The organism is Amaricoccus sp. W119 (genome assembly GCF_047275745.1).
GTDB lineage: Bacteria > Pseudomonadota > Alphaproteobacteria > Rhodobacterales > Rhodobacteraceae > Amaricoccus.
Genome location: NZ_JBKQWU010000014.1, coordinates 1 through 24,527, shown reverse-complemented (window position 1 = coordinate 24,527; position 24,527 = coordinate 1). Strand labels below are relative to the sequence as shown.

The window sequence follows — 24,527 nt, the reverse complement described above, 5'->3', positions numbered from 1 at the left end:
CTTTGGCCCGGGACGCTGATCGGGGCCGCTGGATCGGGGCGGGACCCCCGGCGTCAGTTCGCCGGGGCCTTGTTTGGGGCCTGGTTCGACGAGATCCGCGCGCCGTCGAGCCCGTCCGGCGCCTCAGCCGCGCTGGACGGGGCGGGATTGGTGCGCGGGTCGGCGATCGCGATCACCGAGAGGCCGGGCCGGAGCCAGCCCTGGGCCGCGACTTCCTGAGGTACCGCGATCCGGACCGGGAGCCGCTGGACGACCTTGGTGAAGTTGCCGGTCGCGTTCTCGGGCGGAAGGAGGCTGAAGACCGAGCCGGAAGCGGGCGAGACGCCCTGCACCGTCCCCGCGAAGGACCGGTCGGGGAAGGCGTCGATCTCGATCTCGACCTCGGTCCCGGGCACGAGGTTCTCGATCTGCGTCTCCTTGAAGTTCGCCTCGACATAGACCCGGTTCAACGGCACCACCGCGAGCAGCCGCGAGCCCGGCGTGACGTAATCGCCCTCGGCCACGGAGAGATTGCCGATGACGCCGTCGGCGGGCGCGCGCAGCACCGTGTCTTCCAGATCGTGCTGTGCCTTGTCGCGCGAGGCGGTCAGGCCGGCGACCACCGCCCGGGCCTCGGTCGCCTGCGCCTCGATCACCTGAAGATCGGCCTTCGCGGTCAGCACGCCCGCTTCGGCCTGCCGCACCTCGGCATCGGCCGTCGCGGCCGCGGCCCGGGCCGCTTCGAGTCGTTGCGCGGTGGCGACATCGGTCTGGGCGAGCGTGGTGTAGCGCCGCAGGTCGGACTCGGCCTGCACCTGCACCGCGTTCGCCGCCGCGACCTTGGCCTCGGCCTGGGCGATCGCGGCCTGCCCGGCCTGGGCCTGCAGCTGGATGCGGCTGATCGACGCGATCTGCGCGTCTAGCTGCGATTGTGCGAGGGCGAGCGCGTTGCGGTAATCGTCGTCGCGCAGGATCACGAGCGGATCGCCGGCCCTGACCGTCGCATTCGCGACGGCGGGCACCGAGGCGACGTAGCCGGTCACCTTCGGCGCGAGAATGGCGAAATCGGCCTGGACATAGGCGTCGTCGGTCTCGACCAGGAAGCGGCCGTTGGCCCAGTATTCGTAACCGTACCACCCGCCGCCGATCAGCGCCGCCACGGCCAGAAGGCCCAGCACCAGCTTCCTTTTCGCGCCGCCCTTCGCCTTCCCGGTCTCGGGGGTGTCGGCGGGCATGTCCGCCGCGGGGGCGGCCGTGTCGAGGCGCGGCCCGGTCTCCGCGGCCGGCGCGGACCTGGCGATCGTCGAGCGGTCGGACGGCAGGGTCTCGAAATCCTTGGGCATCACACTGTCCTTATGGCGGCCTCGATACCGGTCCCGGGGGATGGAGCCCGGAGGCGCGGGGAGGTCCTTCGCGGCGCGGCCGGCATCCGAGCGACTCGCCGATTGACCGAACGGTTCGGTCGGCTCTTGACATAGCGCGGTACAATTCAGAAATCAAGCTGACCGAACCGTTCGGTCAACAAATCCCTATGGCCTTGACCCGAGGCCATCGGCGATACTGAGGCTCATTCCGAAGGAAAGATCCCGCGATGAATCCCGCGCCCGAAGCGCCCTCCGCCGTGCCCTCCGATGCGCCCTCTGATGCGCCTTCTGATTCAGGCGACGATACCCGCGCGGACAATCTCAAGCGTCGCCAGATCCTCGATGGAGCGCGGGACTGTTTCCTCGCCTCCGGTTTCGACGCGGCGAGCATGGGACAGATCGCGCGCGCGGCGAAGGTGTCGAAGGGCACGCTCTATGTCTATTTCGACAGCAAGGAGGCGCTGTTCAAAGCCCTGATCATCGAGCAGAAGCGCGAGACCGCCGAACGCACGATGCCGACGCTCGAGGATACCGAAGGTCCTCTCGCGGAGGTTCTGATCACATTCGCCTCCGGGCTCATGCGGGCGCTCACGCATCCCGATCACATCGCGCTCCTGCGCCTCGTCATCGGCGCGTCGGAGCGGTTTCCCGAGATCGGCCGCCAGCTCTACGAGGCCGGCCCGGATCATGGTGCGCGGCGACTGGCGCGGTTTCTCGCCGAACGGCAGGCGAGGGGGGAACTGGCCGCCGGTGACATGGACACGGCCGCCTGGCAGTTCGGCGCGCTCTGCCAGCATCCGGTCGTCACCCGCTCGATCCTCGCGGGCCATCCGTCGCCGGGCGAGGAAGAAGCGTTGAGCCGGGCGCGGGAGATCGTCGCGACCTTTCTCGCCGCCTATGCCCCGCGGTGAGCTCGCGGCGGGAACTGGCGGGCGAGACGGGAGACAGGACGGCGGCGGGCCTCAGCCCACCTTGCCCGTGATGTAATCCTCGGTCCGCTTGTGCCGGGGGAGCGAGAAGATCTGCTCCGTCGGTCCCTCCTCGACGAGCCGGCCCTGGTGGAAGAAGGCGGTCCGCTGGCTCACCCGCGCCGCCTGCTGCATCGAATGCGTGACGATCACGATGGTGTAGTTCCGCCGAAGCTCGTCGATCAGTTCCTCGATCACCGCGGTCGCGATCGGGTCGAGCGCCGAGGCGGGCTCGTCCATCAGCAGCACCTCGGGCCGGGTGGCGATGGCGCGGGCGATGCAGAGCCGCTGCTGCTGCCCGCCCGAGAGGCTGGTGCCGCGGTCGCCGAGGCGGTCCTTCACCTCGTCGTAGAGGCCCGCGCGCCGGAGCGAACCGATCACGATATCGCCGAGTTCGGCCTTCGAGCGGGCCATGCCGTGGATTCGCGGCCCGTAGGCCACGTTCTCGAAGATCGATTTCGGGAAGGGATTGGCCTTCTGGAACACCATGCCGACCCGGGCGCGCAGTTCCACCACATCGACCTTCGGATCGTAGACATCCTCCCCGTCGAGCAGGACCTTACCCCTGACCCGCGCTTCGGGCACCGTGTCGTTCATCCGGTTGATCGAGCGCAGGAAGCTGGACTTGCCGCAGCCCGAGGCGCCGATGAGCGCCGTGACCTGGTTGCGGGGGATCTCGAGGTCGATCCCGAACAGCGCCTGTTTCGTGCCATAGAAGACATCGAGGCCCCGCGTCGAGATCTTCGCGGACCCGCCGTCGGCCAGTGTGGCGCTTGCCTGAAAGGTCTGGTTCATCGGCGGTGGTTCCCTACCACGTCCGCTCGAGCCGCTGGCGCAGGAAGACCGCGACCGCGTTCATCAGGAGCAGGAACCCGAGCAGCACCAGAATAGCGGCCGAGGTCCGCGAGACAAAGCCCCGCTCGGGGCTGTCGGCCCAGATGTAGATCTGCGTTGGCAGCGCGGTGGAGGCTTCGAGGATGCCGCCCGGCGGATCGGTGATGAAGGCGTTCATGCCGATCAGGAGCAGCGGCGCGGTCTCGCCGAGCGCGTGGGCGAGGCCGATGATGGTTCCGGTCAGGATGCCGGGAAGGGCGAGGGGGAGGACGTGGTGGAGCACCACCTGATGCCTCGACGCGCCGACGCCGTACGCGGCCTCGCGGATCGAGGGCGGCACCGCGCGGAGCGCGGCCCGGGTGACGATGATGATCGTCGGCAGCGTCATCAGGCTCAGGACGAGCCCGCCGACCAGCGGCGCGGAGCGGGGCAGCCCGAAGGCGCCGATGAAGACCGAGAGGCCGAGCAGGCCGAAGATGATCGGGGGTACCGCCGCGAGATTGTTGATGTTGATCTCGACCGCGTCGGTCAGGCGGTTCCTCGGCGCGAATTCCTCGAGCCAGACCGCCGCGGCGATTCCGGTCGGAAAGCTCACGAGGAAACAGACCAGCAGCGTGTAGAACGAGCCCGCGATCGCCCCGGCCAGTCCGGCGGTCTCCGGCAGGTGGCTGTCGCGATTGAAGAGAAGTCCCCAGTTCAGCGGCTGGCTGACCGCGCCGGAAGCCTTCAGCGCGTCGAACCAGCCGATCTGCCGGTCGGAGAGCCTGCGCCGCTCGGCGGGCGTGTCGCGCGAGGTCAGGCCCTTGTTCAACTGGTCGTAGGCATCCGCGACCGGAACCGTGAGGGTCACGCTGCCCCCGATCAGCGCCGGATCGGCCATCACGGCGTCCCGCAGAACGAATTGCGTGTTGGGCGTGACGATCGCGCCCGCCTCGCGAAGCTCGGCCGCGGTGCGCGGCGGCTCCGGCAGCATGGCGGCGACGCCGGCGCGCACGATCCTGCCATAGTCGGTGGCGCCTGGATCGGCGGGGTCGACCTCATCGGCCGGGATGGCGAAGGCGACGCGCAGGCTGGTCTGCGTCAGGGCGGGAGCGCCGGTGACGACCAGTGTCGCGACCAGCAGCCCGAGGAGACCGATGGCAAGCGCGATCGCGCCGAGGCCGAGGCGCCGCAGCCGCCGGTCGGCGCGGTGCCGGCGGCGGCGTCGCGCGGCGGCGGCCTCGCGGTCGCGACCGTGGGCGGGGACGGGTGCCGGATGTGATCTCGCCGGGCTCATTCGTAGCTCTCGCGGTATCGGCGCACGACCAGAAGGCCGATCGTGTTGAGCGTCAGCGTGACGATGAAGATCACGAGGCCGAGCGCGAAGGCGGCGAGGGTCCTCGGGCCGTCGAAGGCGGTATCGCCGACCAGCATCGTCACGATCTGCGCGGTGACGGTGCTCACGGAATCGAGCGGGTTGATCGTCAGCGTGGCCATGAGCCCGGCCGCCATCACGACGATCATCGTCTCGCCGATCGCCCGGCTGAAGGCGAGCAGGATGCCGCCCGCGATCCCGGGCAGGGCGGCGGGCAGCATGACCCGGATCATGGTCTCCGCCGGTGTCGCTCCCATGGCGAGCGATCCGTCGCGGAGCGCGCGCGGCACGGCGCGCAGCGCATCGTCGGAGAGCGACGAGATGAAGGGGATGATCATGACCCCCATCACCAGCCCGGCGGCCAGCGCCGAGTTCGGCGAGGTCGCGAGCCCCATGAGCGAGCCGGTCTGGCGGATCGCCGGCGCGACGACGAGCACCGCGAAGAAGCCGTAGACCACGGTCGGGACCCCGGCGAGGATCTCGAGCGTCGGTTTCGCGACCCGCCGGAACCGCGGCGCGGCGTATTCGACGAGATAGATCGCCGACAGGAGGCCGATCGGCACCGCGACCGCCATCGCGATCGTGGCGATCAGTAGCGTTCCGAGAAAGACCGGCACCGCCCCGAACGCGCCCTCCGCCGCGATCTGGTCGCTCCTGATCGCGGTCCCCGGCTCCCAGTCGAGGCCGAACAGGAACTCGCGCGGTGGAACGTAGCGGAAGAAGGCGGCGGCCTCGCGGGTGAGCGAGACGATGATGCCGAGCGTGGTGACGAGTGCCACGCCCGCGCAAAGGATCATGAAGACCGAGAGCGTGGCTTCGACCCGCTCGCGTGCGCGGAACCGCGGGCCGAGCCGGGCGCGCGCGACGAAGGCGCAGAGGACCATCGCGGCGAGCACGGTGACGAACATCGCGACCCGCGCGAGCCAGGCCCAGTCGGAGAGCCGCGCCGCCGCTTCGATGACCCCGGGGCCGGGCGGCGTCAGGATTCGCCCCGCGGCGACGTTGTGGATCTCGGCGAGCAGGAGGCCGAGATCGTCGGCGTGGAGCCCCGCCGTCATCTCCGCCGGCAGGGTCCGCGCGAGCAGGGCGTCGATGGCCGGCCCCTCCGCCATGGTCCAGAGCAGCGTGAGGACCAGCGCGGGCAGCCCGACCCAGATCGCGACGAAGGCGCCGTGATAGGCGGGAGTCGAATGGACTTCGGCCCGATCCCCCCGACCGGCATCCCCCCGACCGTCGGCGAAGCGGCGCGCCGTCGCGCGGCCGGTGAGATAGGCCGCGAAGGAGAGCGTGAGGATCGCGAGGAAGAAATACCCGTCCATGGCGAGCCTATTCGAACCGCGCGATCCGCGCGTGCCCGGCGACGCGGGTGCGAACCGTCCGGCGCTCCGCCGCGTCGAGCGGAACGAGCCCCCGCTCGGCGAGATAGCCCTCGGGTCCGATCGCTTCCTCGGAGAGATACTCGCCCAGCAACGCCTCCATGCCCGGGATCACCGCCCGGTGCGCGTTCTTGATATAGAGAAAGAGCGGCCGGGTGAGCGGATAGGTCCCGTCCCTCAGCGTCCGGGCGCTGGGCTCGACGCCGTCGATCGGAATGCCGCGCAACATGTCGTGGTTCTCGTGCAGGAAGGGGAAGCCGAAGATGCCGACCGTGCCGGGGTCCGACACGATACGCCGCACGATGACGTTATCGTTTTCACTCGCCTCGATGAAGCCGCCGTCTCGCCGCGGCCGGGCGCAGACCTCGGCCCGCCGCCCGTCATCGAGCGCGCGGATCTCGGCGAAACCCTCGCAGGCCGGTTGCATGACGAGGCCGATCAGCGCGTCCCGCGTGCCGGAGGTCGGGGGCGGGCCGAAGACCGCGATCGGCATGTCGGGCAGGGTCGGGCGGATGTCGCGCCAGCTTCGGTAGGGATTGGCGACCACCTCCCCGTTCACAGGCACCTCGGCCGCGAGGGCGAGGAAGAGATCCCGCCGGGTGAGTTCGAGCGGCGGTCCGTCGACGGACTGGGTGAGGCTGAGCGCGTCGTCCCCGATCAGCGCCTCCGTCAGATCGGCGGCGCCGTTGGAGGCGCAGTCGCGGTACTCCGACGCCGTCATCGGACGGGACGCCCCGGTGATGTCGGGAAACCCCGCTCCCACGCCGCCGCAGAAGATCTTCAGGCCACCGCCGGTTCCGGTCGCCTCGACCACCGGAGCCTTCGCGCGGGTGAGCCCGACGTAATGCTCCGCCACCGCCTGCGAGTAGGGGAAGACCGTGGAAGAGCCGACGATCCGCGTCCGGTCGCGCGGTAGCTGCGCCTCCGCCGCGACCGTGAGGAGCAGGGTGGAGAGCAGGACGCCGACGCGGGCCGTCGCCGGGAACTTGTCCGCGCGGGCGGTGATCATCGCGGTTCCTCCGCGCCTTCCCGATGCCCGGCGCCTCCCGGCGCGACCCCGGGGTGAGGCGACTCGTCAAAACAACCTTCATATGACGATTTCATGACAGTTTCTTGACAGTCCGGGCGTCGCCTGGTCGCCCGCCCGCGCCTGAGCCCGTGTTTCAATGTGTTTCAACCGGGTCCCACGCGACCCGCGGCGACATTTGACATTGAGTTCGGCGCGGTTTACCCGCATTGGGCAAAACACCCTTGAGACGAGCGGAGCTGCGGCACATGACGGATGGTTCGTCCGGGAACCTGGAGACTACCCGCCTTCAGAGCGCCGGCCCCGAGAGTACCCGTCCCGCCTACGACAGGATTCTCCTGAAGATCTCCGGCGAGGCGCTGATGGGTCCGGGGCAGTTCGGGCTGCATCCGCCGACCGTCGAGCGGATCGCGCAGGAGGTGAAGGGGCTTCACGCGCTCGGGGTCGAGATCTGCATGGTGATCGGCGGCGGCAACATCTTCCGGGGGCTGCAGGGTAGCGCCCAGGGGATGGAGCGGACCACGGCGGATTACATGGGAATGCTCGCGACGGTGATGAACGCGCTCGCGATGCAATCGGCGCTGGAATCGCTCGGCGTGCATACGCGCGTGCTCTCCGCCATTCCGATGGCCCAGGTCTGCGAGCCCTATATTCGGCGCCGCGCGGTGCGCCATCTGGAGAAGGGGCGCGTGGTGATCTTCGCCGCCGGGACCGGGAACCCCTATTTCACCACCGATACCGCCGCCACCCTCCGCGCGAGCGAGATGTCCTGCGGTGCGATCTTCAAGGGGACGCAGGTCGATGGCGTCTACGACAGCGACCCGAAGAAGAACCCGGATGCGAAACGCTACGATCGCGTCAGCTACGACGAAGTGCTGCAGAAGAACCTGAAGGTGATGGACGCGGCCGCCATCGCCCTTGCCCGCGACAATGCCCTGCCGATCATCGTCTTCTCGCTCGATGCGCCGAACGGCCTCGCGGGGGTGGTGCGGGGTCGCGGCAAGTTCACCACGGTCGACCCTGGCTGAGTCATATGGTGCGAGCCCATGTCCGAAGAACTTGAGATTGACGTAGACGCGCTGGAGAAGCGGATGGAGGGGGCGCTCAACGCGCTCAGGCAGGAGTTCGCCTCGCTGCGGACCGGCCGCGCCTCGGCCGGGATGCTGGACCCGGTGACGGTCGAGGCCTATGGCAGCCCGACGCCGATCAACCAGCTGGGCACGATCACCGTGCCCGAACCCCGCATGGTGCTGATCAACGTCTGGGACAAGAGCCTCGTGAACGCCGTCGACAAGGCGATCCGCTCCTCGGGCCTCGGGATCAATCCTCAGATGGACGGCACGATCCTGCGCCTGCCGATTCCCGAACTCAACGAGGAACGCCGCCGCGAACTGGCGCGCGTCGCCGGCCAGTACGCCGAGAACGCCCGGATCGCGGTCCGCAACGTGCGCCGCGACGGCATGGACCAGCTCAAGAAGGCGAAATCGGCTGGTATGGGAGAGGACGACCACAAGATCTGGTCCGAGGAAGTGCAGGAACTCACCAACTCCGCCATCGGCAAGATCGACGCGGCGCTCGAGACCAAGCAAGAAGAGATCATGCAGATCTAGAAGGCATGTCTGGAAGGCATGGGCCGGAACGTTTACAAGGCAGACTGTCTCCGCCGCCATGCCCGGCGCGGTTCGGTTCCGAGAAAGAGGTGTTCGCGAGTATGATGTCCGATGACCAGATGCATGGGGGCCCCGCGCCCGCGCACGTGGCGATCATCATGGATGGCAACGGACGCTGGGCCGAGAGTCGCGGACTGCCCAGGCTGGCCGGGCACCGCCGCGGCGCCGACCGCGTGCATGAGATCGTCGAATCCTGCCCGGATCTTGGCATCACCCATCTCACGCTCTTCGCCTTCTCGACCGAGAACTGGAAACGTCCGGCGAGCGAGGTGCAGGGTCTGATGCGGCTCTTCCGCCGCTACATCAAGAAGGAAGGCGCGCGGCTCGTCGCCGAGGGGGCGCGGGTGCGCTTCATCGGCGGGCGCGATCCGCTCGACGCCGATCTGCGCGCGCTGATGGCCGGGCTCGAGGCGCGGACGGTGGAGAACGACCGGCTGCATCTGACCGTCGCGATCAACTACGGCGGCCGCGACGAGATCCTGCGCGCCACGCGCCGCGTCGCCGAGGCGGTCCGCGACGGCAGGCTCCGCCCCGAGGATGTCACGCAGGACACGATCGCCGAGCATCTCGACACCGCCGGCCTGCCGGACCCCGACCTGATCCTGAGGACATCCGGCGAGCTTCGGGTCTCGGGTTTCCTGCCCTGGCAGGCGGCCTATTCGGAATTCTCCTTCGTCGAGACCCGCTGGCCGGATTTCACGGCCGAGATGTTCGCGACCCAGGTCCGCGGGTTCGGCCGGAGGGAGCGCCGCTACGGCGCCATCGCCGGGTGAGGGACGCGCCGCCGAAGCCCGTCCGCTTCGGCGATCTGGGCCTGCGTCTCGTATCCGGCCTCGCCCTCGCGGCGATCGCCTTCATCGATCTCTGGATGGGCGGGCTCTGGTCCGCCGTCCTGCTCGCGGGCCTGCTCATCATCATGCTCTGGGAACTCGACCGGATGGTGAGCCGCGACCTCCCCTCGAAGCGGTCCTCACGGCTGCCCCCGAAGCTGTCCTCGCGGCTGTCGTCGGGGCGATCCGTAACCTATTCCGCCTTTCCGGGCATGGCGGTCTGCGGCGCGCTGGCCGTCTTCGCCACCTATCTGCATGGCGTGCTGCTCGGCGCCTTCTTCCTCGCGCTCGGCTGCGCGGTGGCCGCGGTCCTCGGCGGACGGCGCAAGGGCTGGCTCATTGGCGGGCTGCTCTACATGGGGCTCGCGGTCTGTGCGATGGTGCCGATCCGGCATCTCGAGCCGAACGGCCTCCTCCTCATCATCTGGCTGATCGTCGTCGTGGTGGCGACCGATGTCGGAGCCTATTTCGTCGGCCGCCTCTTCGGCGGGCCGAGGCTCTGGCCGGCGGTCAGCCCGGGCAAGACGCGATCGGGCGCACTCGGCGGCCTCGCCTTCGCGGGGGCGATCGGCGTGCCGATGGGCGTCTGGATCGGTCAGGACATCGCCACTTCGGCCTTCCTCAGCATCGGTGCCAGCATCGCCTCGCAATGCAGCGATCTGCTCGAATCCGCGGTCAAGCGGCGCTTCGGCGTGAAGGATGCGAGCCATGTCATTCCGGGTCATGGCGGGGTGATGGACCGGCTCGACGGGCTGGTCGGCGGGGTCTGGTTCGTGGCGATCTGCGGAATGTTCGGCTTGGGCTCGCTGGGTTAGGGACGGGCGGGGGTAGGGACATGCGGCGCAGGGTCAGTGTCTTCGGGGCGACCGGGTCCGTCGGACGCAACACCATCGCGGTTCTCGAGGAACAGGGCGGGGTGGAGGCGTTCGAGGTCGTGGCGCTGACCGGCGCGGGCAATATCGCACTGCTCGCCGAACAGGCGCGGCGGCTCTCGGCGCGGCTCGCGGTCACGGCGGACCCGGAACGGCTCGAACCACTCCGCGACGCGCTCGCCGGATCGGATGTGGAGGCCGCGGCTGGACCGGAGGCGCTGCTCGCGGCGGCGGCGGAACCGGCCGACTGGGCGATGTCGGCGATCGTCGGCGCCGCGGGTCTCGGGGTCAGCCTGCGCGCGGCCGAGCACGGCGGGGTGCTGGCGCTGGCCAACAAGGAAAGCCTCGTCTGCGCCGGCGAGCTGCTGCGCGCGACCTGCGCCCGGCATGGCACGACGCTGGTTCCCGTCGACAGCGAGCACAGCGCGATCTTCCAGGCGCTGCGCGGCGAGGACGCGGCCGCCGCCGAGCGGGTGATCCTCACCGCCTCGGGCGGGCCGTTCCGCGACTGGCCGCGCGAGCGCATGGCGATGGTCACCCCGGCGCAGGCGCGGGCGCATCCGAACTGGGACATGGGCGAGCGGATCTCGATCGACAGCGCGACCATGTTCAACAAGGCGATGGAGATGATCGAGGCGCGGGCGCTCTTCGACCTCTCGCCGGATCAGGTCGAGGTCATCATCCATCCGCAGTCGATCATCCATTCGATGGTCGGCTTCAATGACGGCTCGATCATGGCGCAGCTCGGACCCTCCGACATGCGGGGCGCGATCGGATTCGCGCTCAACTGGCCCGACCGGCGCGACCTGTCGCTGGAGCGGCTCGATTTCGCGCGGCTGTCGCGGCTCGACTTCGCCGCCGCCGACCCGGTCCGCTTCCCGGCGCTGCGTCTCGCGCGCGAGGTGATGGAGGCCGACGGCCTCTCCGGCGCGGTCTTCAACGCGGCGAAGGAGGCGGCGCTCGACGCTTTCCTCATCGGGGCGATCGGCTTCCTTGACATGGCCATCCTCGTGGAACATGTGCTGGACAAGCTCGCGCCCGAGGCGGCCCAGTCTGGCCCCGATTACGACCTCGACGCGGTGCTCGAGCTTGACGCGACGGCCCGGCGGATGTCGGGTCTCTGGGTCGCGGCCTATTCGGGCGGAAGATAGGCCGGCGAAAGACAGGCCGGGCGGAAGACAGGCCCGGCGGAAGACGGGCCCTGCGGGAGATGAGCCAATGGAAATTCTCGCGAGCATTCCGCTGATCGGCGGCTTCCTCTCCACCGTGGTTCCGTTCATCGTCGTGCTCGGCATCGTCGTGGCGGTGCACGAATACGGCCATTACATCGTCGCCCGCTGGTGCGGCATCGAGTCCGAGGTCTTCTCGATCGGATTCGGCCCGGTGATCTGGGCGCGCCGCGACCGCCGCGGCACGCTCTGGCAGGTCGCCGCGCTGCCGCTTGGCGGATACGTCAAGTTCGTCGGCGACGCCGACGGGTCGAGCCGCGCCGATCAGACGAGCCTCGAAGGCATGTCGCGCGAGGATCTGGCGCGCAGTTTCCACGGCGCGAGCGTCGGGCGGCGGATGCTGACCGTCCTTGCCGGGCCTTTCGCGAATTTCATCCTGACCGCGGTCGTCTTCACCGGCGTCGCCTTCTGGCAGGGGGTGCCGACCGACCGTCCGACCATCGGCGGCTACACCGATCTGCCGGGCGTCGAGCAACCCTTGCGGCGGGGCGACGTGGTCCTGGCGGTCAACGGCGAGGCGATCGAGGGTTTCCAGGATATCTACGCGGCCGCGCTCGACATGCCCGCGCCCGGCCCGATGCAATTCACGATCGAGCGCGACGGCGAAACCTTCGACGTGACCGTGCCCTATGCCTTCCCGCCGCTGGTGGACGGGGTAGAACCGCTCTCGCCCGCGAGCACGGCGGGCCTGCGTCCCGGGGATCTCGTCCTGACGGCGGACGGACGCGCGCTCGGCTCCTTCGCCGATCTGCGCGAGGTGGTGCTCGGTTCGGAAGGCCGGGCGATCCCGCTCGGGGTCTGGCGCGACGGCGGCGAGATCACGCTCTCGATCACCCCGATCGAGCGAGATACCGACGATGGCGAAGGCGGGTTCGAGCGCCGGGTGATGATCGGCGTCGCCGGTGCGCCGCTCTACGAGCCCGCGACGCGCATGCCCGCCCCCTGGACGGCGGTCGGCTTCGGCGTGAGCCGGGTCTATGACGTGATCGCCCAGTCGCTGAACGGCATCGTCGCGATCATCAACGGGGCGATCGGCGTCGAGAACCTGCAGGGGCCGATCGGCATCGCGCAGATCTCCGGCGAAACCGCCTCGCAGGGCGGTCTGAACTTCATCGTGCTGATCGGGGTCATCTCCACCGCGATCGGTCTCCTGAACCTTTTCCCCATCCCGGTGCTCGACGGCGGTCATTTCGTCGCCTTCGTCATCGAGGCGATCCGCGGCAGGCCGCCCAGCCCCGCCGCGATGCAACTCGCGATGTCGATAGGTCTTGGCTTGATCCTGCTACTGATGGTATTTGCAACCTACAACGACATCATGCGAATGGTGAGTTGAGATAAGGGGCGGCAAACCGCCCGCGGGACGGCGAGAGGGCAGTGCGGTATGCGGCAGCGGCGTTGGATGCGGGCGTGTTCCCGCCTTTTCTTCATTGCGGCGCTTCTGACCGCCGTCATCCAGCCGCTCGCGGCCGAGGCGCAGGGCACCGCCAGTTTCAGCCGGATCGACGTCGCCGGCAATCAGCGTATCGAGGGTGACACGATACGCTCCTACGCGGGCATCGAGGCGGGGCAGCCGGTCACGCCCGAGGATCTCAATCTCGCCGTGCGCCGGCTCTACGAATCGGGCCTGTTCGAGAGCGTCGACGTGATGCCCGAGGCCGGCCGCCTCGTCATCACGGTCACCGAGAACCCGACGATCAACCAGATCGCCTTCGAGGGCAACAGCTCGCTCGACGACGAACTGCTGCTGCAGGTGATCCAGCTCCGCCCGCGCCTCGCCTATTCCGTCGCCTCCGCCGAGCAGGACGCGCAGGCGATAATCGATGCCTACCGGCAGGCCGGCCGCTACGCCGCGCAGGTCAATCCGGTGATCATCCGGCAGTCCGAGAACCGCGTCGATCTGGTATTCGAGGTCTTCGAGGGCCGCGTCACCCAGATCCAGCGCATCAACATCGTCGGCAACGAAGTCTATTCCGACCGCCAGCTCCGCCGGGCGCTCGAGAGCGGCCAGGCGAACTGGCTGAGCTTCCTGCTCGGCAATGTCGCCTATGACGCGGACCGGCTCGAGGTCGACAAGGAACGGCTGCGCCAGTTCTATCTCGAACGCGGCTACCTGGATTTCGAGGTCGAGAGCGCCTCCGCCGAACTCCTGCGCGAGCGCAGCGGCTTCTTCCTGAACTTCACCGTGAACGAGGGGCCGCGCTACAACTTCGGCACCATCTCGGTCGGCTCCTCGGCGGCCGGGCTCAACGCGGCCGATTTCGAGCCGCTCGTCGCGCCGGTGCTCGGGGGCGGGATCTACAATGTCAGGCTCGTGAACCGGGTCATAGACCGCATGACCTATCAGGCCGGCCAGCAGGGCTACGCCTTCGTAGAGATCCAGCCGCAGATCACCAGGAACGAGCAGAACCGCACGGTCGACATCAATTTCCAGCTGGTCGAGGGCAACCGCGTGTTTGTCGAACGTATCGACATCTCGGGCAATACCCGCACGCTCGACCGCGTGATCCGACGCCAGTTCGATCTGGTCGAGGGCGATGCCTTCAACAGCCGCGAGATCAGCGAGGCCGAGGACGACATCCGGGGTCTCGGCTATTTCGAGACGGTGAATGTCGCGGTGCGGCAGGGCACGAGCCCGCAGCAGGCGCTCGTCCAGGTCCAGGTCGAGGAGCAGCCGACCGGCAGCCTCAACCTCGGCGGCGCCTTCTCGAGCTCCGAGGGTTTCACCGCGCAGATCAGCGTCGTGGAGCGCAACTTCCTCGGCCGCGGCCAGACCGTCTCCGGGTCGGTCTCCGCCAGCTCGCAGAACCAGAACATCCAGTTCGGCTTCACCGAACCCGCGCTCTTCGACCGCGATCTGCTCGCGGGCTTCGACCTCTATTTCCGCGAGACCGACTACGACGAGCGGACCTTCCAGACCTCGAGCTACGGTTTCGAGCCGCGCATCGGCTTCCCGGTCAGCGAGAATGGCCGGGTGACGCTCCGCTACCGCATCTCGCGCGACGACATCTACGAGGTCGAGGAGGATACCTCGCTCATCATCATCAACGAACAGGGCGCGGAGATCATGTCCGCGGTCGGCGTTACCTACGCCTACGACCGCCGCAACTCGGTCGTCGATCCGACCGCCGGTTTCATCCTGACGCTGAGCGAGGATATCGCGGGCCTCGGCGGCGACGTGCGCCAGTCCAAGACTCGGGGCACCGCGCGGGTCTACACGAGCTATTTCGAGGAGGAGTTGATCCTCACGGCGGAGCTCGAGGGCGGCATGATCATCTCGGACGGCGACAGCCGGATCACCGAGCGATTCATCACCGGTGGCGACTCGTTCCGCGGCTTCGCCCGCAACGGCCTCGGGCCGCGCGACTTCTGCGACGTGGGCGAATGCGTCGCGCCTGGCCAGGGCGACGTCGATGTCGACGAGGCGCTCGGCGGCAACTTCTACGGCGTGCTCCGGCTCGACGCGAGCTTCCCGCTCGGCCTGCCGGAGCAGTACGGGATCTATGGCGGCGTCTTCTCCGACTGGGGTTCGCTCTGGGGCCTCGATGACATCGACGGCAGCATGGGCGTGGTCGACGACGGTTTCGCCATGCGCGGATCGGCCGGTGTCAGCCTGCTGATCGATACCGCCTTCGCGCCGCTGCGGTTCAACTACGCCTTCCCGCTCAAGCGGGAGGACTATGACGAAACCGAACGCTTCCAGTTCACGATCCAGACCCGGTTCTGATGCCATGGGCGAGCGCGCCCGAAAGCTGATCCTCGCCGCCGCTCTCGCCGCCACCGCCGCGGCGGGAGCCGCCTTGGCCCAGGGTCAGGTGGCGAGCGATTTTCTCTTCATCAACCAGGAGCGCCTGCTGACCGGGTCGCGCACCGGGCAGGCGCTTCTCGCCGAGGAGGACGCGGCGCGCGACGAACTCCGTGCCGAGGCCCGCGCGATCGACACCGCCTTCGAGCAGGAGGAGCGCGCGCTCAACGAGATGCGCCGCGACATGCCGGCGGAGGAGTTCCGCGCGAAAGCCGACGATTTCGACGCCCGCGTCGTGCAGGCGCGGCAGGAGCAGGATGCGCGCTCGAACGCGCTGGCCCAGGATTTCGAGACCAGGCGGCGGCAGTTCTACGCGGCGGTCGCACCCATTCTCGTCCGGGTCATGGAGAGATTCCAGGCCCATGCGATCTTCGACGAGAACAGCGTGCTGCTCGCCGACGACAGGCTCAACATCACCGAGGCGGTGATCGCCGAGATTGACGCGGCGCCGCCCGCGGGGCTACCACTTCCCACCCCGGCGCCGGATGAAACTCCGGAGGCCGCTCCCGGCATGCCGCCCGAGCCCGCGGCGCCGGCGACCGGCGCGCCGGACGGGACCCAGGACTGAGGAGAGAGACGCGATGGCACTGGTGATCGACCCGGATCTTGGCTCGGCCGACATTCTCGAGATCAAGCGGATGATCCCGCACCGATACCCGGTGCTTCTCGTCGATCGCATGGTCAATATCGCGCCTGGCAAGAGCGCCGTCGGCATCAAATGCGTGACCGCGAACGAGCCGCATTTCGAGGGGCATTTCCCGGTCCGGCCGGTCATGCCCGGTGTCCTCATCATCGAGGCGATGGCGCAGACGGCGGCGGTGCTGGTCATCAAGACCCTCGATCTGCTCGACCACGACCTGCTCGTCTATTTCATGTCGATCGAGGAGGCGAAGTTCCGTTCGCCGGTCGAGCCGGGGGATGTGCTGGAACTGCACGTCGAGATCATCCGGGGGCGCGGCAAGGTCTGGAAGTTCAACGGCGTCGCGAAGGTCGGCGACCGCGTCTGTGCCGAGGCGATCTACACGGCGATGATCATGGAACCGGAAGCGGCCGAGCGGGCGAGCCGCTGAGATGGCGATCGACGCGACCGCCGACATCCATCCGACCGCCATTGTCGAGGACGGCGCCGAGATCGGCGCCGGCGCGCGGGTCGGGCCCTATTGCGTGATCGGCCCCGAGGTGGTGCTCGGCGAGGGTGTGGTTCTGCAGAGCCATGTCGCCGTCGCGGGGATCACCAGGGTCGGCGCGGGCACCCGGATCTTCCCCTTCGCCTCGATCGGCCACGCGCCGCAGGATCTGAAATACCGGGGCGAGCGGTCCGAACTCATCATCGGCGCGAACAACAGCATCCGCGAACATGTGACGATGAACCCCGGCACCGAAGGCGGCGGCGGCGTGACCCGCGTCGGCGACGGCGGGCTCTTCATGATGTCGGTCCATGTCGGTCATGACTGCGTGGTCGGCGACGGCGTCATCCTCGCGAACAACGCGACCCTCGCCGGGCATGTGATTCTCGATGACAACGTCATCCTCGGCGGGCTCGCCGCGATCCATCAGCATGTCCGGATCGGCCGGGGCGCGATGATCGGCGGTCTCGCGGGCGTGGTCGCCGATGTGATCCCCTATGGTTCGGTGATCGGCGAACGGGCGCATCTGGCCGGGCTGAACCTCGTCGGCCTGAAGCGCCGGGGCGCCGACCGGGCGCAGATCCACGGGCTCCGCGCCGCCTTCGGCGAGCTTTTCGCCGAAGGGGGCTCGCTCCGGGAGCGGGCGGACGGGGTGGCGGCGAGCCACGCCGGAAACCCGCTGGTCGAGGAAGTGCTGCGCTTCATCTCGGCGGAATCCTCGCGATCCTTCACCGTTCCCGCCTGATGGCCGCCGACGGGATCGCCATCGTGGCGGGCCGGGGCGCGCTGCCCCGGCTGATCGCCGAGGATTGCCGCAGGCGCCGCATCCCCTACCGCGTCGTGATCTTCGAGGGCGTCACGCTCGACTGGCTGCCCGGCCATCCGGTGCTGCACGAGATCTTCGAGAAGCCGGGCAAGCTCTTCGCCGATCTCCGGGGCGCCGGCTGCGGCGTCGTGACCTTCGCCGGCGGCATGACCCGGCCGAAGCTGAAGCCGACACGTTTCGATTTCAAGTTCATCGGCATGGCGCCGCGTCTGCTCTCGGGGCTCAAGGCGGGCGATGACGCGACGCTCCGGATGGTCGCGGAAATCTTCGAGGCGGAGGGGTTTCGGATCCGCGCGCCGCACGAGATCCTGCGCGGGCTGCTCGTAGCACCCGGCGTCGCCTCGCGCCTCCATCCCGGACCTGCCGACCGCGTCGACACCGACCGGGCCTTCGCGATCGTGACCGCGCTCGGCGCCGCGGATGTCGGGCAATGCGCGGTGGTCGCGCAGGGGCTTTGTCTCGGCCTTGAATCGATCCAGGGCACGGATGCGATGCTCGAATTCGTCGCGGCGACGGGCGCGGCGTACCGGCGCGATCCCGCGGGCGGGCGGGGTGTGCTCTACAAGGGGCCGAAGCCGGGGCAGGACTGGCGCATCGACCTGCCCGCGATCGGCCCGGAGACGATCCGGCGCGCGGCCGCGGCCGGGCTCGCCGGGATCGCGGTTCAGGCCGGGGGCGTGCTGATGATCGGGCGTGAGGATTGTCTCGCGACGGCGGACGCCGCGGGCCTCTTCCTCTGGGGGTACGAGCCGGAGCCCGCCGAAGAGGAGACCGCGTGAGCGGAACCGTCCCGGCGCGGCGCGGACCCCGGCTCTTCATGATCGCGGGGGAAGCCTCGGGCGACCTGCTCGGCGCCGCCCTGCTCCGGGGGCTGCGCGAACTCGGCGAGCCCCCCTCCGCGCTCGAAGGCGTGGGCGGGCCGGCGATGGCGGTCGAGGGTCTCGCCTCACGCTTCCCGATGGCGGAACTGAGCGTGATGGGCGTGGCAGAGGTTCTCCCGCGCCTGCCGTCGCTCCTCGCGCGCATCCGCGAAACGGCGGAGGCGGTGGCGGCGTTCAGGCCGGACGCGCTCATCACCATCGACAGTCCCGACTTCTGTCTGCGCGTCGCGCGCAAGGCAAGGGCGGCGTTGCCGGACCTACGCGTCATCCATTACGTCGCCCCTTCGGTCTGGGCCTGGCGTCCGGGCCGGGCGGCGAAGATGGCAAGGAGCGTCGACCACGTGCTTGCCCTGCTGCCGTTCGAGCCGCCCTATATGCAAGCCGCCGGGATGACCTGCGATTTCGTCGGCCATCCGGTCGTGGCGGAACCCGTGGCGACCGCCGGGGAACAGGCTGCGCTCCGCGCGAGCCTCGGGATCGAAGCCGATCAGCCGCTACTCCTGCTGCTGCCGGGATCGCGCCGGGGCGAGGTCTCGCGGCTGGCGCCGGTCTTCGCCGAGGTTGGCCGGGCCTTGCGCGCGCGGCATCCGGATCTCGCGCTGCTCGTTCCGACCATGCCGCCGGTCGCCGATCTGGTCCGCGACCTGATGCCTCCCGACGCCCAGGGCTGGCCGAAGCTGATGGGCGAGGCGCCGGCGCCGCAGGCCGAGGCGGCGCTACGCAAGCGCGCGGCCTTCGCGACGGCGGATGTGGCGCTCGCCGCTTCCGGCACGGTGAGCCTCGAACTCGCGGCCGCCGGCACGCCGATGGTCATCGCCTACCGGATGAACGCGCTTTCGGCCTTCCTGGCGCGCCGGCTCGTCAAGGTCGCCTCGCCGACGCTGGTCAACATCGTGACGGAGAGCCGGGCGATCCCGGAGTTCCTGTTCGAGGACTGTGTGCCGGAGAAGATCACACCCGCCGTCGCGGCCCTGCTTGAAGATCCGGAGGCCGGCGCGAAACAGCGGGCGGCTGAGGATCGGGCGATGGAGCTGCTCGGGCGCGGCGGTGAGCCTCCGGGGACCCGCGCCGCGCGTTCGGTGCTGAGCGCTATCGGGCGGTGAATTCGGCGACACCCGGAGCCAGCGCGGCGACGAGCGTCCGGGGATCAATCGAGAACACATGACGGGGGGTCCCGGCCGCTGCCCAGACGGTGGCGAAATCGAGCAGTCTCGGGTCGAGCCAGGTCTCGATCGGCCTGAGATGCCCGATGGGAGAGACGCCGCCGATCGCGAAACCGGTATGCGCCCGCACGCCGGCTGCGTCTGCCTTGCCGAGCGGCGCTCCGACCAGCGCCGCGGCGGCTTCGGGATCGACCCGGTTGCCGCCGGCGGTCAGGAACAGCACATGCCGCTCCTCGTCCGCGACCCGGAAGACGATCGACTTGACGATCTGGTCGATCTCGCAGCCACAGGCCCGGGCCGCGTCGGCGGCGGTCCGGGTGCCTTCATCGAGCCTGACCGGCGTGATCGTCAGGCCCAGCGCCTCGGCCCCGGCGATGACGCGGGCGAGGGATGCCCCGCCCGGCGCCGATCCCGCCGGCGCGACCTCAGCCGCGGTTCTCGACATCCGTGTAATCGCGCGCGGTCGGGCCGGTGTAGAGCTGGCGCGGACGGCCGATCTTCAGCTGCGGATCGGAGATCATCTCCTTCCACTGCGTGATCCAGCCGACGGTGCGCGCGAGGGCGAAGATCGGCGTGAACATCGAGGTCGGGAAACCGATCGCATCGAGGATGATGCCCGAGTAGAAGTCGACGTTCGGATAGAGCTTCTTCTCGATGAAATAGGGGTCCTCGAGCGCGATCTTCTCGAGTTCCTTGGCGACCTGCAGCGTCGGGTTGTTCTCGATGCCGAGGAGCCCCAGCACTTCGTCCGCGGACTGCTTCATCACCTTCGCGCGCGGGTCGAAGTTCTTGTAGACCCGGTGGCCGAAGCCCATGAGCTTGAACGGATCGTTCTTGTCCTTCGCCTTCTCGATGTATTCCGGAATCCGGTCCACGGTGCCGATCTCGCGGAGCATTTCGAGACAGGCCTGGTTCGCGCCGCCATGCGCCGGGCCCCAGAGACAGGCGACACCCGCAGCGATGCAGGCGAAGGGATTGGCGCCCGAGGAGGAGGCGAGGCGGACCGTCGAAGTAGAGGCGTTCTGCTCGTGATCGGCGTGGAGCGTGAAGATCCGGTCCATCGCGCGGCTCAGGATCGGATCGACGACATAATCTCCCGCCGGAACCGAGAAGCACATGTTGAGGAAATTCGACGCGTAATCAAGCGAGTTCTTCGGATAGACGAAGGGTTGCCCGGCGGAATACTTGTAGGCCCATGCGACGATGGTCGGCATCTTCGCGATCAGCCGGATCGAGGCGACCTCGCGCTGCCAGGAATCGTGGATGTCGACCGAGTCGTGATAGAAGGCCGACATCGCCCCGACGACGCCGCAGACGATCGCCATCGGATGCGCGTCACGGCGGAAGCCGCGGAAGAAATACGACATCTGCTCGTGCAGCATCGTGTGGTTCGTCACCCGGCTCTCGAAATCCTCGAGCTGCGGGGCGGTCGGAAGCTCGCCGTAGAGGAGCAGGTAGCAGACTTCGAGGAAGTGCGATTTCTCGGCAAGCTGCTCGATCGGATAGCCGCGATAGAGCAGTTCGCCCTTGTCGCCGTCGATGAAGGTGATCGCGCTTTCGCACGAGCCGGTCGAGGTATAGCCGGGATCGAAGGTGAAGACGTCGCCATCGGCGTAGAGGCGCCTGATATCGAGGACGTCCGGTCCCAAGGTTCCCGAATAGATCGGCAGGTCAAGCGTCTTCTCGCCAATGCTCAGCTTCGCCGCGCGGTGAGTTTGATCGGTCATCCCTGTCTTTCCCCTATGTTCTGCCCGTTCTCACGGGCGCGAATGATGCCTCGCCGCGGCCCGTGGGCCGGAGCTTGACGCAAGGCCGCGCGAGCCGGCGCTTCGTCGGATCACGTCCGGGCCGCTTCCACGCGATCGCCCAGGCGTGCCAGGCATTCCTCGCGGCCGAGGATTTCCATCATTTCGAAGACACCGGGCGATATCGTCCGGCCGGTCAGCGCGGCGCGCAGAGGCTGGGCCACCTTGCCGAGGCCGAGGCCCCGCTCCTCCGCGAATGCGCGAACCGTAGTCTCAATGTCCGGGAGATTCCAGTCTACTTGTTGCAGGCGCGAAAGCAGGTCCCCCAGCAGGCCATCAGGCGCGGCGGAGAGGATCTTCTGCGCGGCGGCATCCGGGGCGAAGGGGCGTTGACCGAGGATAAAAGACCCCATATCAAGGAGTTCGATCAGTGTCTTCGCGCGTTGCTTCATGTGCGGCATCGCTCTGAGAAGCTGATCCCGTTGCTTCGCAGTGAACGGTGGGGCCTTTTGCGAAGACAGGAAACCGTCCAGTTCCAGAAGCAGTATTTCGTCGGGGTAGGCCCGGATGTGCTGACCGGATAGATTCTCCAGCTTCTTGAAATCGAATCGTGCGGGCGCTTTACCGAGATGCTCCAGGTCGAACCAGGCTATTGCCTGTTCGGTGGAGAAGAACTCGTCGTTGCCGTGGCTCCAGCCGAGTCGCGCGAGATAGTTGCGCATCGCCTCCGCCGGATAGCCCATGTCGCGATAGGCTTCCACCCCGAGCGCGCCGTGGCGTTTCGACAGTTTCGCACCGTCCGGGCCGTGGATGAGCGGGATATGCCCCCAGACGGGAACGGTCCAGCCGAGCCCCTGATAGATCAGCGTCTGCCGCGCCGCGTTGGTCAGGTGGTCGTCGCCGCGGATCACATGGGTCACGCCCATGTCGTGGTCGTCGACCACCACGGCGTGCATGTAGGTCGGCGTGCCGTCGGAACGCAGCAGGATCAGGTCGTCGAGCGTATCGTTGCGGAAGGTCACGGTGCCCTGCACCACATCCTCGATCACCGTCTCGCCTTCCCGCGGGGCGCGGAGCCGGACGACATAGGGCGCGTCGGCCGGAAAGCTCGCGGGATCGGCGTCGCGCCAGGGCGAGCGGAAGAGCGGCGGGCGCCCCTCGGCCTTCGCCTGCTCGCGGAAGGCTTCGATCTCCTCGACCGTCGAATAGCAGCGGTAGGCTGCGCCGCGCTCGATCATCTCGGTCGCGACCTCGGTGTGGCGGGCCATGCCGGCGAACTGGCTCGTCGCCTCGCGGTCCCAGTCGAGACCGAGCCAGCGCAGGCCTTCGAAGATCGCCTCCGTGGCCTCCGGGGTCGAGCGCGCGCGATCGGTGTCCTCGATCCGCAGGAGGAAGGTCCCGCCGGTATGGCGCGCGTAGAGCCAGTTGAAGAGCGCGGTGCGCGCGCCGCCGATATGCAGGAAGCCGGTCGGCGAGGGAGCGAAACGCGTCACCACGCCCGGCTTCGGGGTCGCCTCGGTCGCCGAACCCTGGGTCACGCCCGCGTCGTCATCGATGGCCATGGCTTAACCTCTTCTCAACCGCGTCCGGGGAGGCTCGTCTTTAGGCGATTTCCGACGTGGAGAACAAGGCATTGGGGCGCCTCGCCGCCATTCTGGACCGGCAGGCGCCGGATCTCGCGCTCTGGGTCCCGGTCTTCCACGCCCTCGGCGTCGGTCTCTACTTCGCGCTGCCCACCGAGCCCTCGGGATGGGTTCTCGTGGCCTGCCTCGGGCCGATGGGCCTCTGCTTCGCCCTCGCGCCCCGGCTGGCACTCGCCGGCCGCGTCGCGGTGCTCGCGGTGGCGATCCCGCTGCTCGGCTTCTCCATCGTCGGGGCGCGCACGCTCGCCGTCGCCGCGCCGGTGCTCGACCGGGAGCGGACGGTGGCGATCGAGGGGCGGGTCGCCGGGCTCTCGCGGTCCGCCTCCGACCTGCCGCGGGTGCTGCTCGACCGGCTCTGGATCGGCGGGCTCGATCCCGAGAGGACGCCGCGGACGGCGCGGATCTCGCTCGGGCCGGAGACGGATCTCGCGCTTCTGACGCCGGGGCGGCGGATCACCGGCACCGCGCGGCTCTCTCCGCCCGCCGGGCCCTCGGAGCCGGGCGGGTTCGACTTCCGCTTCGTCGCCTTCTTCCAGGGGATCGGCGCCGTCGGCTATACGCGGACGCCGTTCCTCGAAGCGGAGGGCGGAGCGGTCTCGTCGTGGCAGCAACTGGCGTTTCGCGCGCGCATGGCGCTCTCGCGGCGGATCCAGTCGGTCGTGCCGGGGCAGGAGGGCGCGTTCGGCGCCGCGATCCTGACCGGGGACCGGTCCGGCATCGAACGCGCGACGGACGATTCGCTTCGGGCCTCGACCCTCTATCACATCGTCTCGATCTCGGGCCTGCACATGAGCCTGCTGGCGGCGGCGGTCTTCGCGATCGTGCGCTACGGACTCGCGCTCATCCCGTGGTGCGCGCTGCGTTGGCCGCTGAAGAAGATCGCGGCGGTCGCGGCCCTGATCGGCGGGCTGGCCTATCTCCTGATCTCGGGCAACGAGGTGGCGACGCAGCGCTCCTATGTGATGACCGCGGTCGTACTCTGCGCCGTGCTGCTCGACCGCCCGGCGCTGACGCTGCGCGCGATCGCGCTCGCGGCGCTCGTCGTGCTGACGCTGACGCCCGAGGCGCTGGTCCAGCCGGGTTTCCAGATGTCCTTCGCCGCGACCATCGCGCTCGTCGCGAGCTTCGAGGCGCTCCGGACCCGGGCCTGGTGGCAGGCGACCCAGACCGACCGGCGCTGGCGGCTCGTGAAGCCCTTGCTCGGCCTCGCCATGAGTTCGCTGGTCGCGGGGGCGGCCACCGCGCCGATCTCGGCCTTCCATTTCAACGTGAGCGCCCCCTACGGCCTCGTCGCGAACATGCTCGCGGTGCCGATGATGGGCATTCTCGTGATGCCGGCGGCGGTGGTCGCGCTGATCGCCATGCCCTTCGGCCTCGACGCGGTTCCCCTCACGGTGATGGGTTGGGGGAACGCCTATGTCCTCGGCGTCTCGGATTTCGTCGCCGGGCTCGGCGGCTCCACCCGCGCGGTGCCGGCCGGGCCGCCGGCGACGCTGGCGCTGCTCGGTCTCGGCGGGATCTTCGTCGTGCTCTGGCACGGCCGGGGCCGCTGGCTCGGTCTTCTGCCCGTCGCCGCCGGACTCGCGCTCTGGGCGGCGGAGCCGAGGCCGGGCCTGCTCATCGCCGGGAACGGCCGGCTTTTCGGCATCATGACCCCGGAGGGCAGGGCGCTCAGCGTCGACAAGGGCAATGCCTTCACCGCCGAGAGCTGGCTCAGGCGCGACGGCGATCCGGCGAGCCAGGCCGAGGCGGCGGCGCGGGGTGTCTTCCACCGCGCCCGCGCCCGGATCGAGGCGGAAGCGCCGGGGCTCGGCAGGATCCGCTACATCGGCTCGGA

Annotated in this window: 22 protein-coding genes; 14 read left to right on the top strand and 8 right to left on the bottom strand. The window is 68.9% G+C overall.

Annotation, left to right across the window (positions count from 1 at the left end):
• Window positions 1-53: 53 nt before the first annotated feature.
• Window positions 54-1,322 (bottom strand): HlyD family secretion protein, encoded by a 1,269-nt coding sequence (locus ACLJK8_RS09970; protein ID WP_413150069.1) that lies wholly within the window; start codon window positions 1,320-1,322, stop codon window positions 54-56.
• Window positions 1,323-1,570: 248 nt separating this feature from the next.
• Here ACLJK8_RS09970 and ACLJK8_RS09965 point away from each other — a divergent pair, with 248 nt between their 5' ends.
• Complete coding sequence (locus ACLJK8_RS09965) at window positions 1,571-2,254, top strand: TetR/AcrR family transcriptional regulator (protein WP_413150067.1); 684 nt, start codon at window positions 1,571-1,573, stop codon at window positions 2,252-2,254.
• 51 nt (window positions 2,255-2,305) lie between these two features.
• Here ACLJK8_RS09965 and pstB read toward each other — a convergent pair whose 3' ends face one another.
• From pstB to ACLJK8_RS09945, 4 genes are read right to left on the bottom strand one after another with little or no spacing between them, the layout of a single operon-like run.
• Window positions 2,306-3,106, bottom strand: a complete 801-nt coding sequence (gene pstB, locus ACLJK8_RS09960; protein WP_413150066.1) for a phosphate ABC transporter ATP-binding protein PstB — start codon at window positions 3,104-3,106, stop codon at window positions 2,306-2,308.
• A gap of 13 nt (window positions 3,107-3,119) precedes the next feature.
• Entirely contained in the window at window positions 3,120-4,421 is a 1,302-nt protein-coding gene (gene pstA, locus ACLJK8_RS09955; protein ID WP_413150065.1) for a phosphate ABC transporter permease PstA, read from the bottom strand.
• Window positions 4,418-5,818, bottom strand: a complete 1,401-nt coding sequence (pstC, locus tag ACLJK8_RS09950; RefSeq protein ID WP_413150064.1) for a phosphate ABC transporter permease subunit PstC — start codon at window positions 5,816-5,818, stop codon at window positions 4,418-4,420. Before pstC ends, pstA begins: the two co-directional genes overlap by 4 nt.
• A gap of 7 nt (window positions 5,819-5,825) precedes the next feature.
• Complete coding sequence (locus ACLJK8_RS09945) at window positions 5,826-6,884, bottom strand: substrate-binding domain-containing protein (RefSeq protein ID WP_413150062.1); 1,059 nt, start codon at window positions 6,882-6,884, stop codon at window positions 5,826-5,828.
• A 266-nt stretch (window positions 6,885-7,150) separates the two neighbouring features.
• Between ACLJK8_RS09945 and pyrH the strand changes: the two genes are divergently transcribed.
• The 12 genes from pyrH (at window position 7,151) to lpxB (ending at window position 19,242) form a co-directional block, all read left to right on the top strand.
• Window positions 7,151-7,930, top strand: a complete 780-nt coding sequence (pyrH, locus tag ACLJK8_RS09940) for a UMP kinase (protein ID WP_413150061.1) — start codon at window positions 7,151-7,153, stop codon at window positions 7,928-7,930.
• 18 nt (window positions 7,931-7,948) lie between these two features.
• Entirely contained in the window at window positions 7,949-8,512 is a 564-nt protein-coding gene (frr, locus tag ACLJK8_RS09935; protein WP_413150060.1) for a ribosome recycling factor, read from the top strand.
• 104 nt (window positions 8,513-8,616) lie between these two features.
• Window positions 8,617-9,345: a polyprenyl diphosphate synthase gene (gene uppS, locus ACLJK8_RS09930; RefSeq protein ID WP_413150137.1), complete on the top strand. Its 729-nt coding sequence runs from the start codon at window positions 8,617-8,619 to the stop codon at window positions 9,343-9,345.
• Complete coding sequence (locus ACLJK8_RS09925; RefSeq protein WP_413150059.1) at window positions 9,342-10,217, top strand: phosphatidate cytidylyltransferase; 876 nt, start codon at window positions 9,342-9,344, stop codon at window positions 10,215-10,217. The genes uppS and ACLJK8_RS09925 overlap by 4 nt, the downstream gene beginning before the upstream one ends.
• A 20-nt stretch (window positions 10,218-10,237) precedes the next feature.
• On the top strand, window positions 10,238-11,425 hold the full coding sequence (gene dxr, locus ACLJK8_RS09920) for a 1-deoxy-D-xylulose-5-phosphate reductoisomerase (protein ID WP_413150058.1): 1,188 nt from the start codon (window positions 10,238-10,240) through the stop codon (window positions 11,423-11,425).
• Between the two features lie 67 nt (window positions 11,426-11,492).
• Window positions 11,493-12,836 (top strand): RIP metalloprotease RseP, encoded by a 1,344-nt coding sequence (gene rseP / locus ACLJK8_RS09915; protein WP_413150057.1) that lies wholly within the window; start codon window positions 11,493-11,495, stop codon window positions 12,834-12,836.
• A 66-nt stretch (window positions 12,837-12,902) separates the two neighbouring features.
• On the top strand, window positions 12,903-15,227 hold the full coding sequence (gene bamA / locus ACLJK8_RS09910; RefSeq protein WP_413150056.1) for an outer membrane protein assembly factor BamA: 2,325 nt from the start codon (window positions 12,903-12,905) through the stop codon (window positions 15,225-15,227).
• Between the two features lie 4 nt (window positions 15,228-15,231).
• Window positions 15,232-15,873 (top strand): OmpH family outer membrane protein, encoded by a 642-nt coding sequence (locus ACLJK8_RS09905; protein ID WP_413150054.1) that lies wholly within the window; start codon window positions 15,232-15,234, stop codon window positions 15,871-15,873.
• A 13-nt stretch (window positions 15,874-15,886) separates the two neighbouring features.
• Window positions 15,887-16,375, top strand: a complete 489-nt coding sequence (fabZ, locus tag ACLJK8_RS09900) for a 3-hydroxyacyl-ACP dehydratase FabZ (RefSeq protein WP_413150052.1) — start codon at window positions 15,887-15,889, stop codon at window positions 16,373-16,375.
• A 1-nt stretch (window position 16,376) separates the two neighbouring features.
• Window positions 16,377-17,177, top strand: a complete 801-nt coding sequence (gene lpxA / locus ACLJK8_RS09895) for an acyl-ACP--UDP-N-acetylglucosamine O-acyltransferase (RefSeq protein ID WP_413150050.1) — start codon at window positions 16,377-16,379, stop codon at window positions 17,175-17,177.
• A complete protein-coding gene (locus ACLJK8_RS09890; protein WP_413150049.1) occupies window positions 17,177-18,037 on the top strand; it encodes an LpxI family protein in 861 nt (286 codons plus the stop codon). Before lpxA ends, ACLJK8_RS09890 begins: the two co-directional genes overlap by 1 nt.
• A 38-nt stretch (window positions 18,038-18,075) precedes the next feature.
• Window positions 18,076-19,242: a lipid-A-disaccharide synthase gene (gene lpxB, locus ACLJK8_RS09885; RefSeq protein WP_413150136.1), complete on the top strand. Its 1,167-nt coding sequence runs from the start codon at window positions 18,076-18,078 to the stop codon at window positions 19,240-19,242.
• Here the strand turns inward: lpxB and ACLJK8_RS09880 are convergent.
• From ACLJK8_RS09880 to gltX, 3 genes are all read right to left on the bottom strand, one after another.
• Window positions 19,229-19,747, bottom strand: coding sequence for a YbaK/EbsC family protein (locus ACLJK8_RS09880; protein WP_413150048.1), 519 nt, complete (start codon window positions 19,745-19,747; stop codon window positions 19,229-19,231). The genes lpxB and ACLJK8_RS09880 overlap by 14 nt on opposite strands.
• Complete coding sequence (gene gltA / locus ACLJK8_RS09875; protein WP_413150047.1) at window positions 19,728-21,029, bottom strand: citrate synthase; 1,302 nt, start codon at window positions 21,027-21,029, stop codon at window positions 19,728-19,730. Before gltA ends, ACLJK8_RS09880 begins: the two co-directional genes overlap by 20 nt.
• Before the next feature lie 110 nt (window positions 21,030-21,139).
• A complete protein-coding gene (gltX, locus tag ACLJK8_RS09870) occupies window positions 21,140-22,609 on the bottom strand; it encodes a glutamate--tRNA ligase (protein WP_413150046.1) in 1,470 nt (489 codons plus the stop codon).
• Window positions 22,610-22,680: 71 nt separating this feature from the next.
• Between gltX and ACLJK8_RS09865 the strand changes: the two genes are divergently transcribed.
• Window positions 22,681-24,527: ComEC/Rec2 family competence protein (locus tag ACLJK8_RS09865; protein WP_413150045.1), on the top strand; the 1,847-nt coding region annotated here is incomplete at its 3' end.

Coding starts and splice junctions, on each gene's coding strand:
- ACLJK8_RS09880 (WP_413150048.1), bottom strand. CDS start 19,747: ATGTCGAGAACCGCGGCTGAGGTCGCGCCGGCGGGATCGGCGCCGGGC.
- ACLJK8_RS09945 (WP_413150062.1), bottom strand. CDS start 6,884: ATGATCACCGCCCGCGCGGACAAGTTCCCGGCGACGGCCCGCGTCGGC.
- lpxA (WP_413150050.1), top strand. CDS start 16,377: ATGGCGATCGACGCGACCGCCGACATCCATCCGACCGCCATTGTCGAG.
- ACLJK8_RS09970 (WP_413150069.1), bottom strand. CDS start 1,322: ATGCCCAAGGATTTCGAGACCCTGCCGTCCGACCGCTCGACGATCGCC.
- ACLJK8_RS09890 (WP_413150049.1), top strand. CDS start 17,177: ATGGCCGCCGACGGGATCGCCATCGTGGCGGGCCGGGGCGCGCTGCCC.
- pstB (WP_413150066.1), bottom strand. CDS start 3,106: ATGAACCAGACCTTTCAGGCAAGCGCCACACTGGCCGACGGCGGGTCC.
- ACLJK8_RS09965 (WP_413150067.1), top strand. CDS start 1,571: ATGAATCCCGCGCCCGAAGCGCCCTCCGCCGTGCCCTCCGATGCGCCC.
- rseP (WP_413150057.1), top strand. CDS start 11,493: ATGGAAATTCTCGCGAGCATTCCGCTGATCGGCGGCTTCCTCTCCACC.
- gltX (WP_413150046.1), bottom strand. CDS start 22,609: ATGGCCATCGATGACGACGCGGGCGTGACCCAGGGTTCGGCGACCGAG.
- frr (WP_413150060.1), top strand. CDS start 7,949: ATGTCCGAAGAACTTGAGATTGACGTAGACGCGCTGGAGAAGCGGATG.
- bamA (WP_413150056.1), top strand. CDS start 12,903: ATGCGGGCGTGTTCCCGCCTTTTCTTCATTGCGGCGCTTCTGACCGCC.
- pstA (WP_413150065.1), bottom strand. CDS start 4,421: ATGAGCCCGGCGAGATCACATCCGGCACCCGTCCCCGCCCACGGTCGC.
- lpxB (WP_413150136.1), top strand. CDS start 18,076: ATGATCGCGGGGGAAGCCTCGGGCGACCTGCTCGGCGCCGCCCTGCTC.
- uppS (WP_413150137.1), top strand. CDS start 8,617: ATGTCCGATGACCAGATGCATGGGGGCCCCGCGCCCGCGCACGTGGCG.
- pyrH (WP_413150061.1), top strand. CDS start 7,151: ATGACGGATGGTTCGTCCGGGAACCTGGAGACTACCCGCCTTCAGAGC.
- gltA (WP_413150047.1), bottom strand. CDS start 21,029: ATGACCGATCAAACTCACCGCGCGGCGAAGCTGAGCATTGGCGAGAAG.
- ACLJK8_RS09905 (WP_413150054.1), top strand. CDS start 15,232: ATGGGCGAGCGCGCCCGAAAGCTGATCCTCGCCGCCGCTCTCGCCGCC.
- pstC (WP_413150064.1), bottom strand. CDS start 5,818: ATGGACGGGTATTTCTTCCTCGCGATCCTCACGCTCTCCTTCGCGGCC.
- dxr (WP_413150058.1), top strand. CDS start 10,238: ATGCGGCGCAGGGTCAGTGTCTTCGGGGCGACCGGGTCCGTCGGACGC.
- fabZ (WP_413150052.1), top strand. CDS start 15,887: ATGGCACTGGTGATCGACCCGGATCTTGGCTCGGCCGACATTCTCGAG.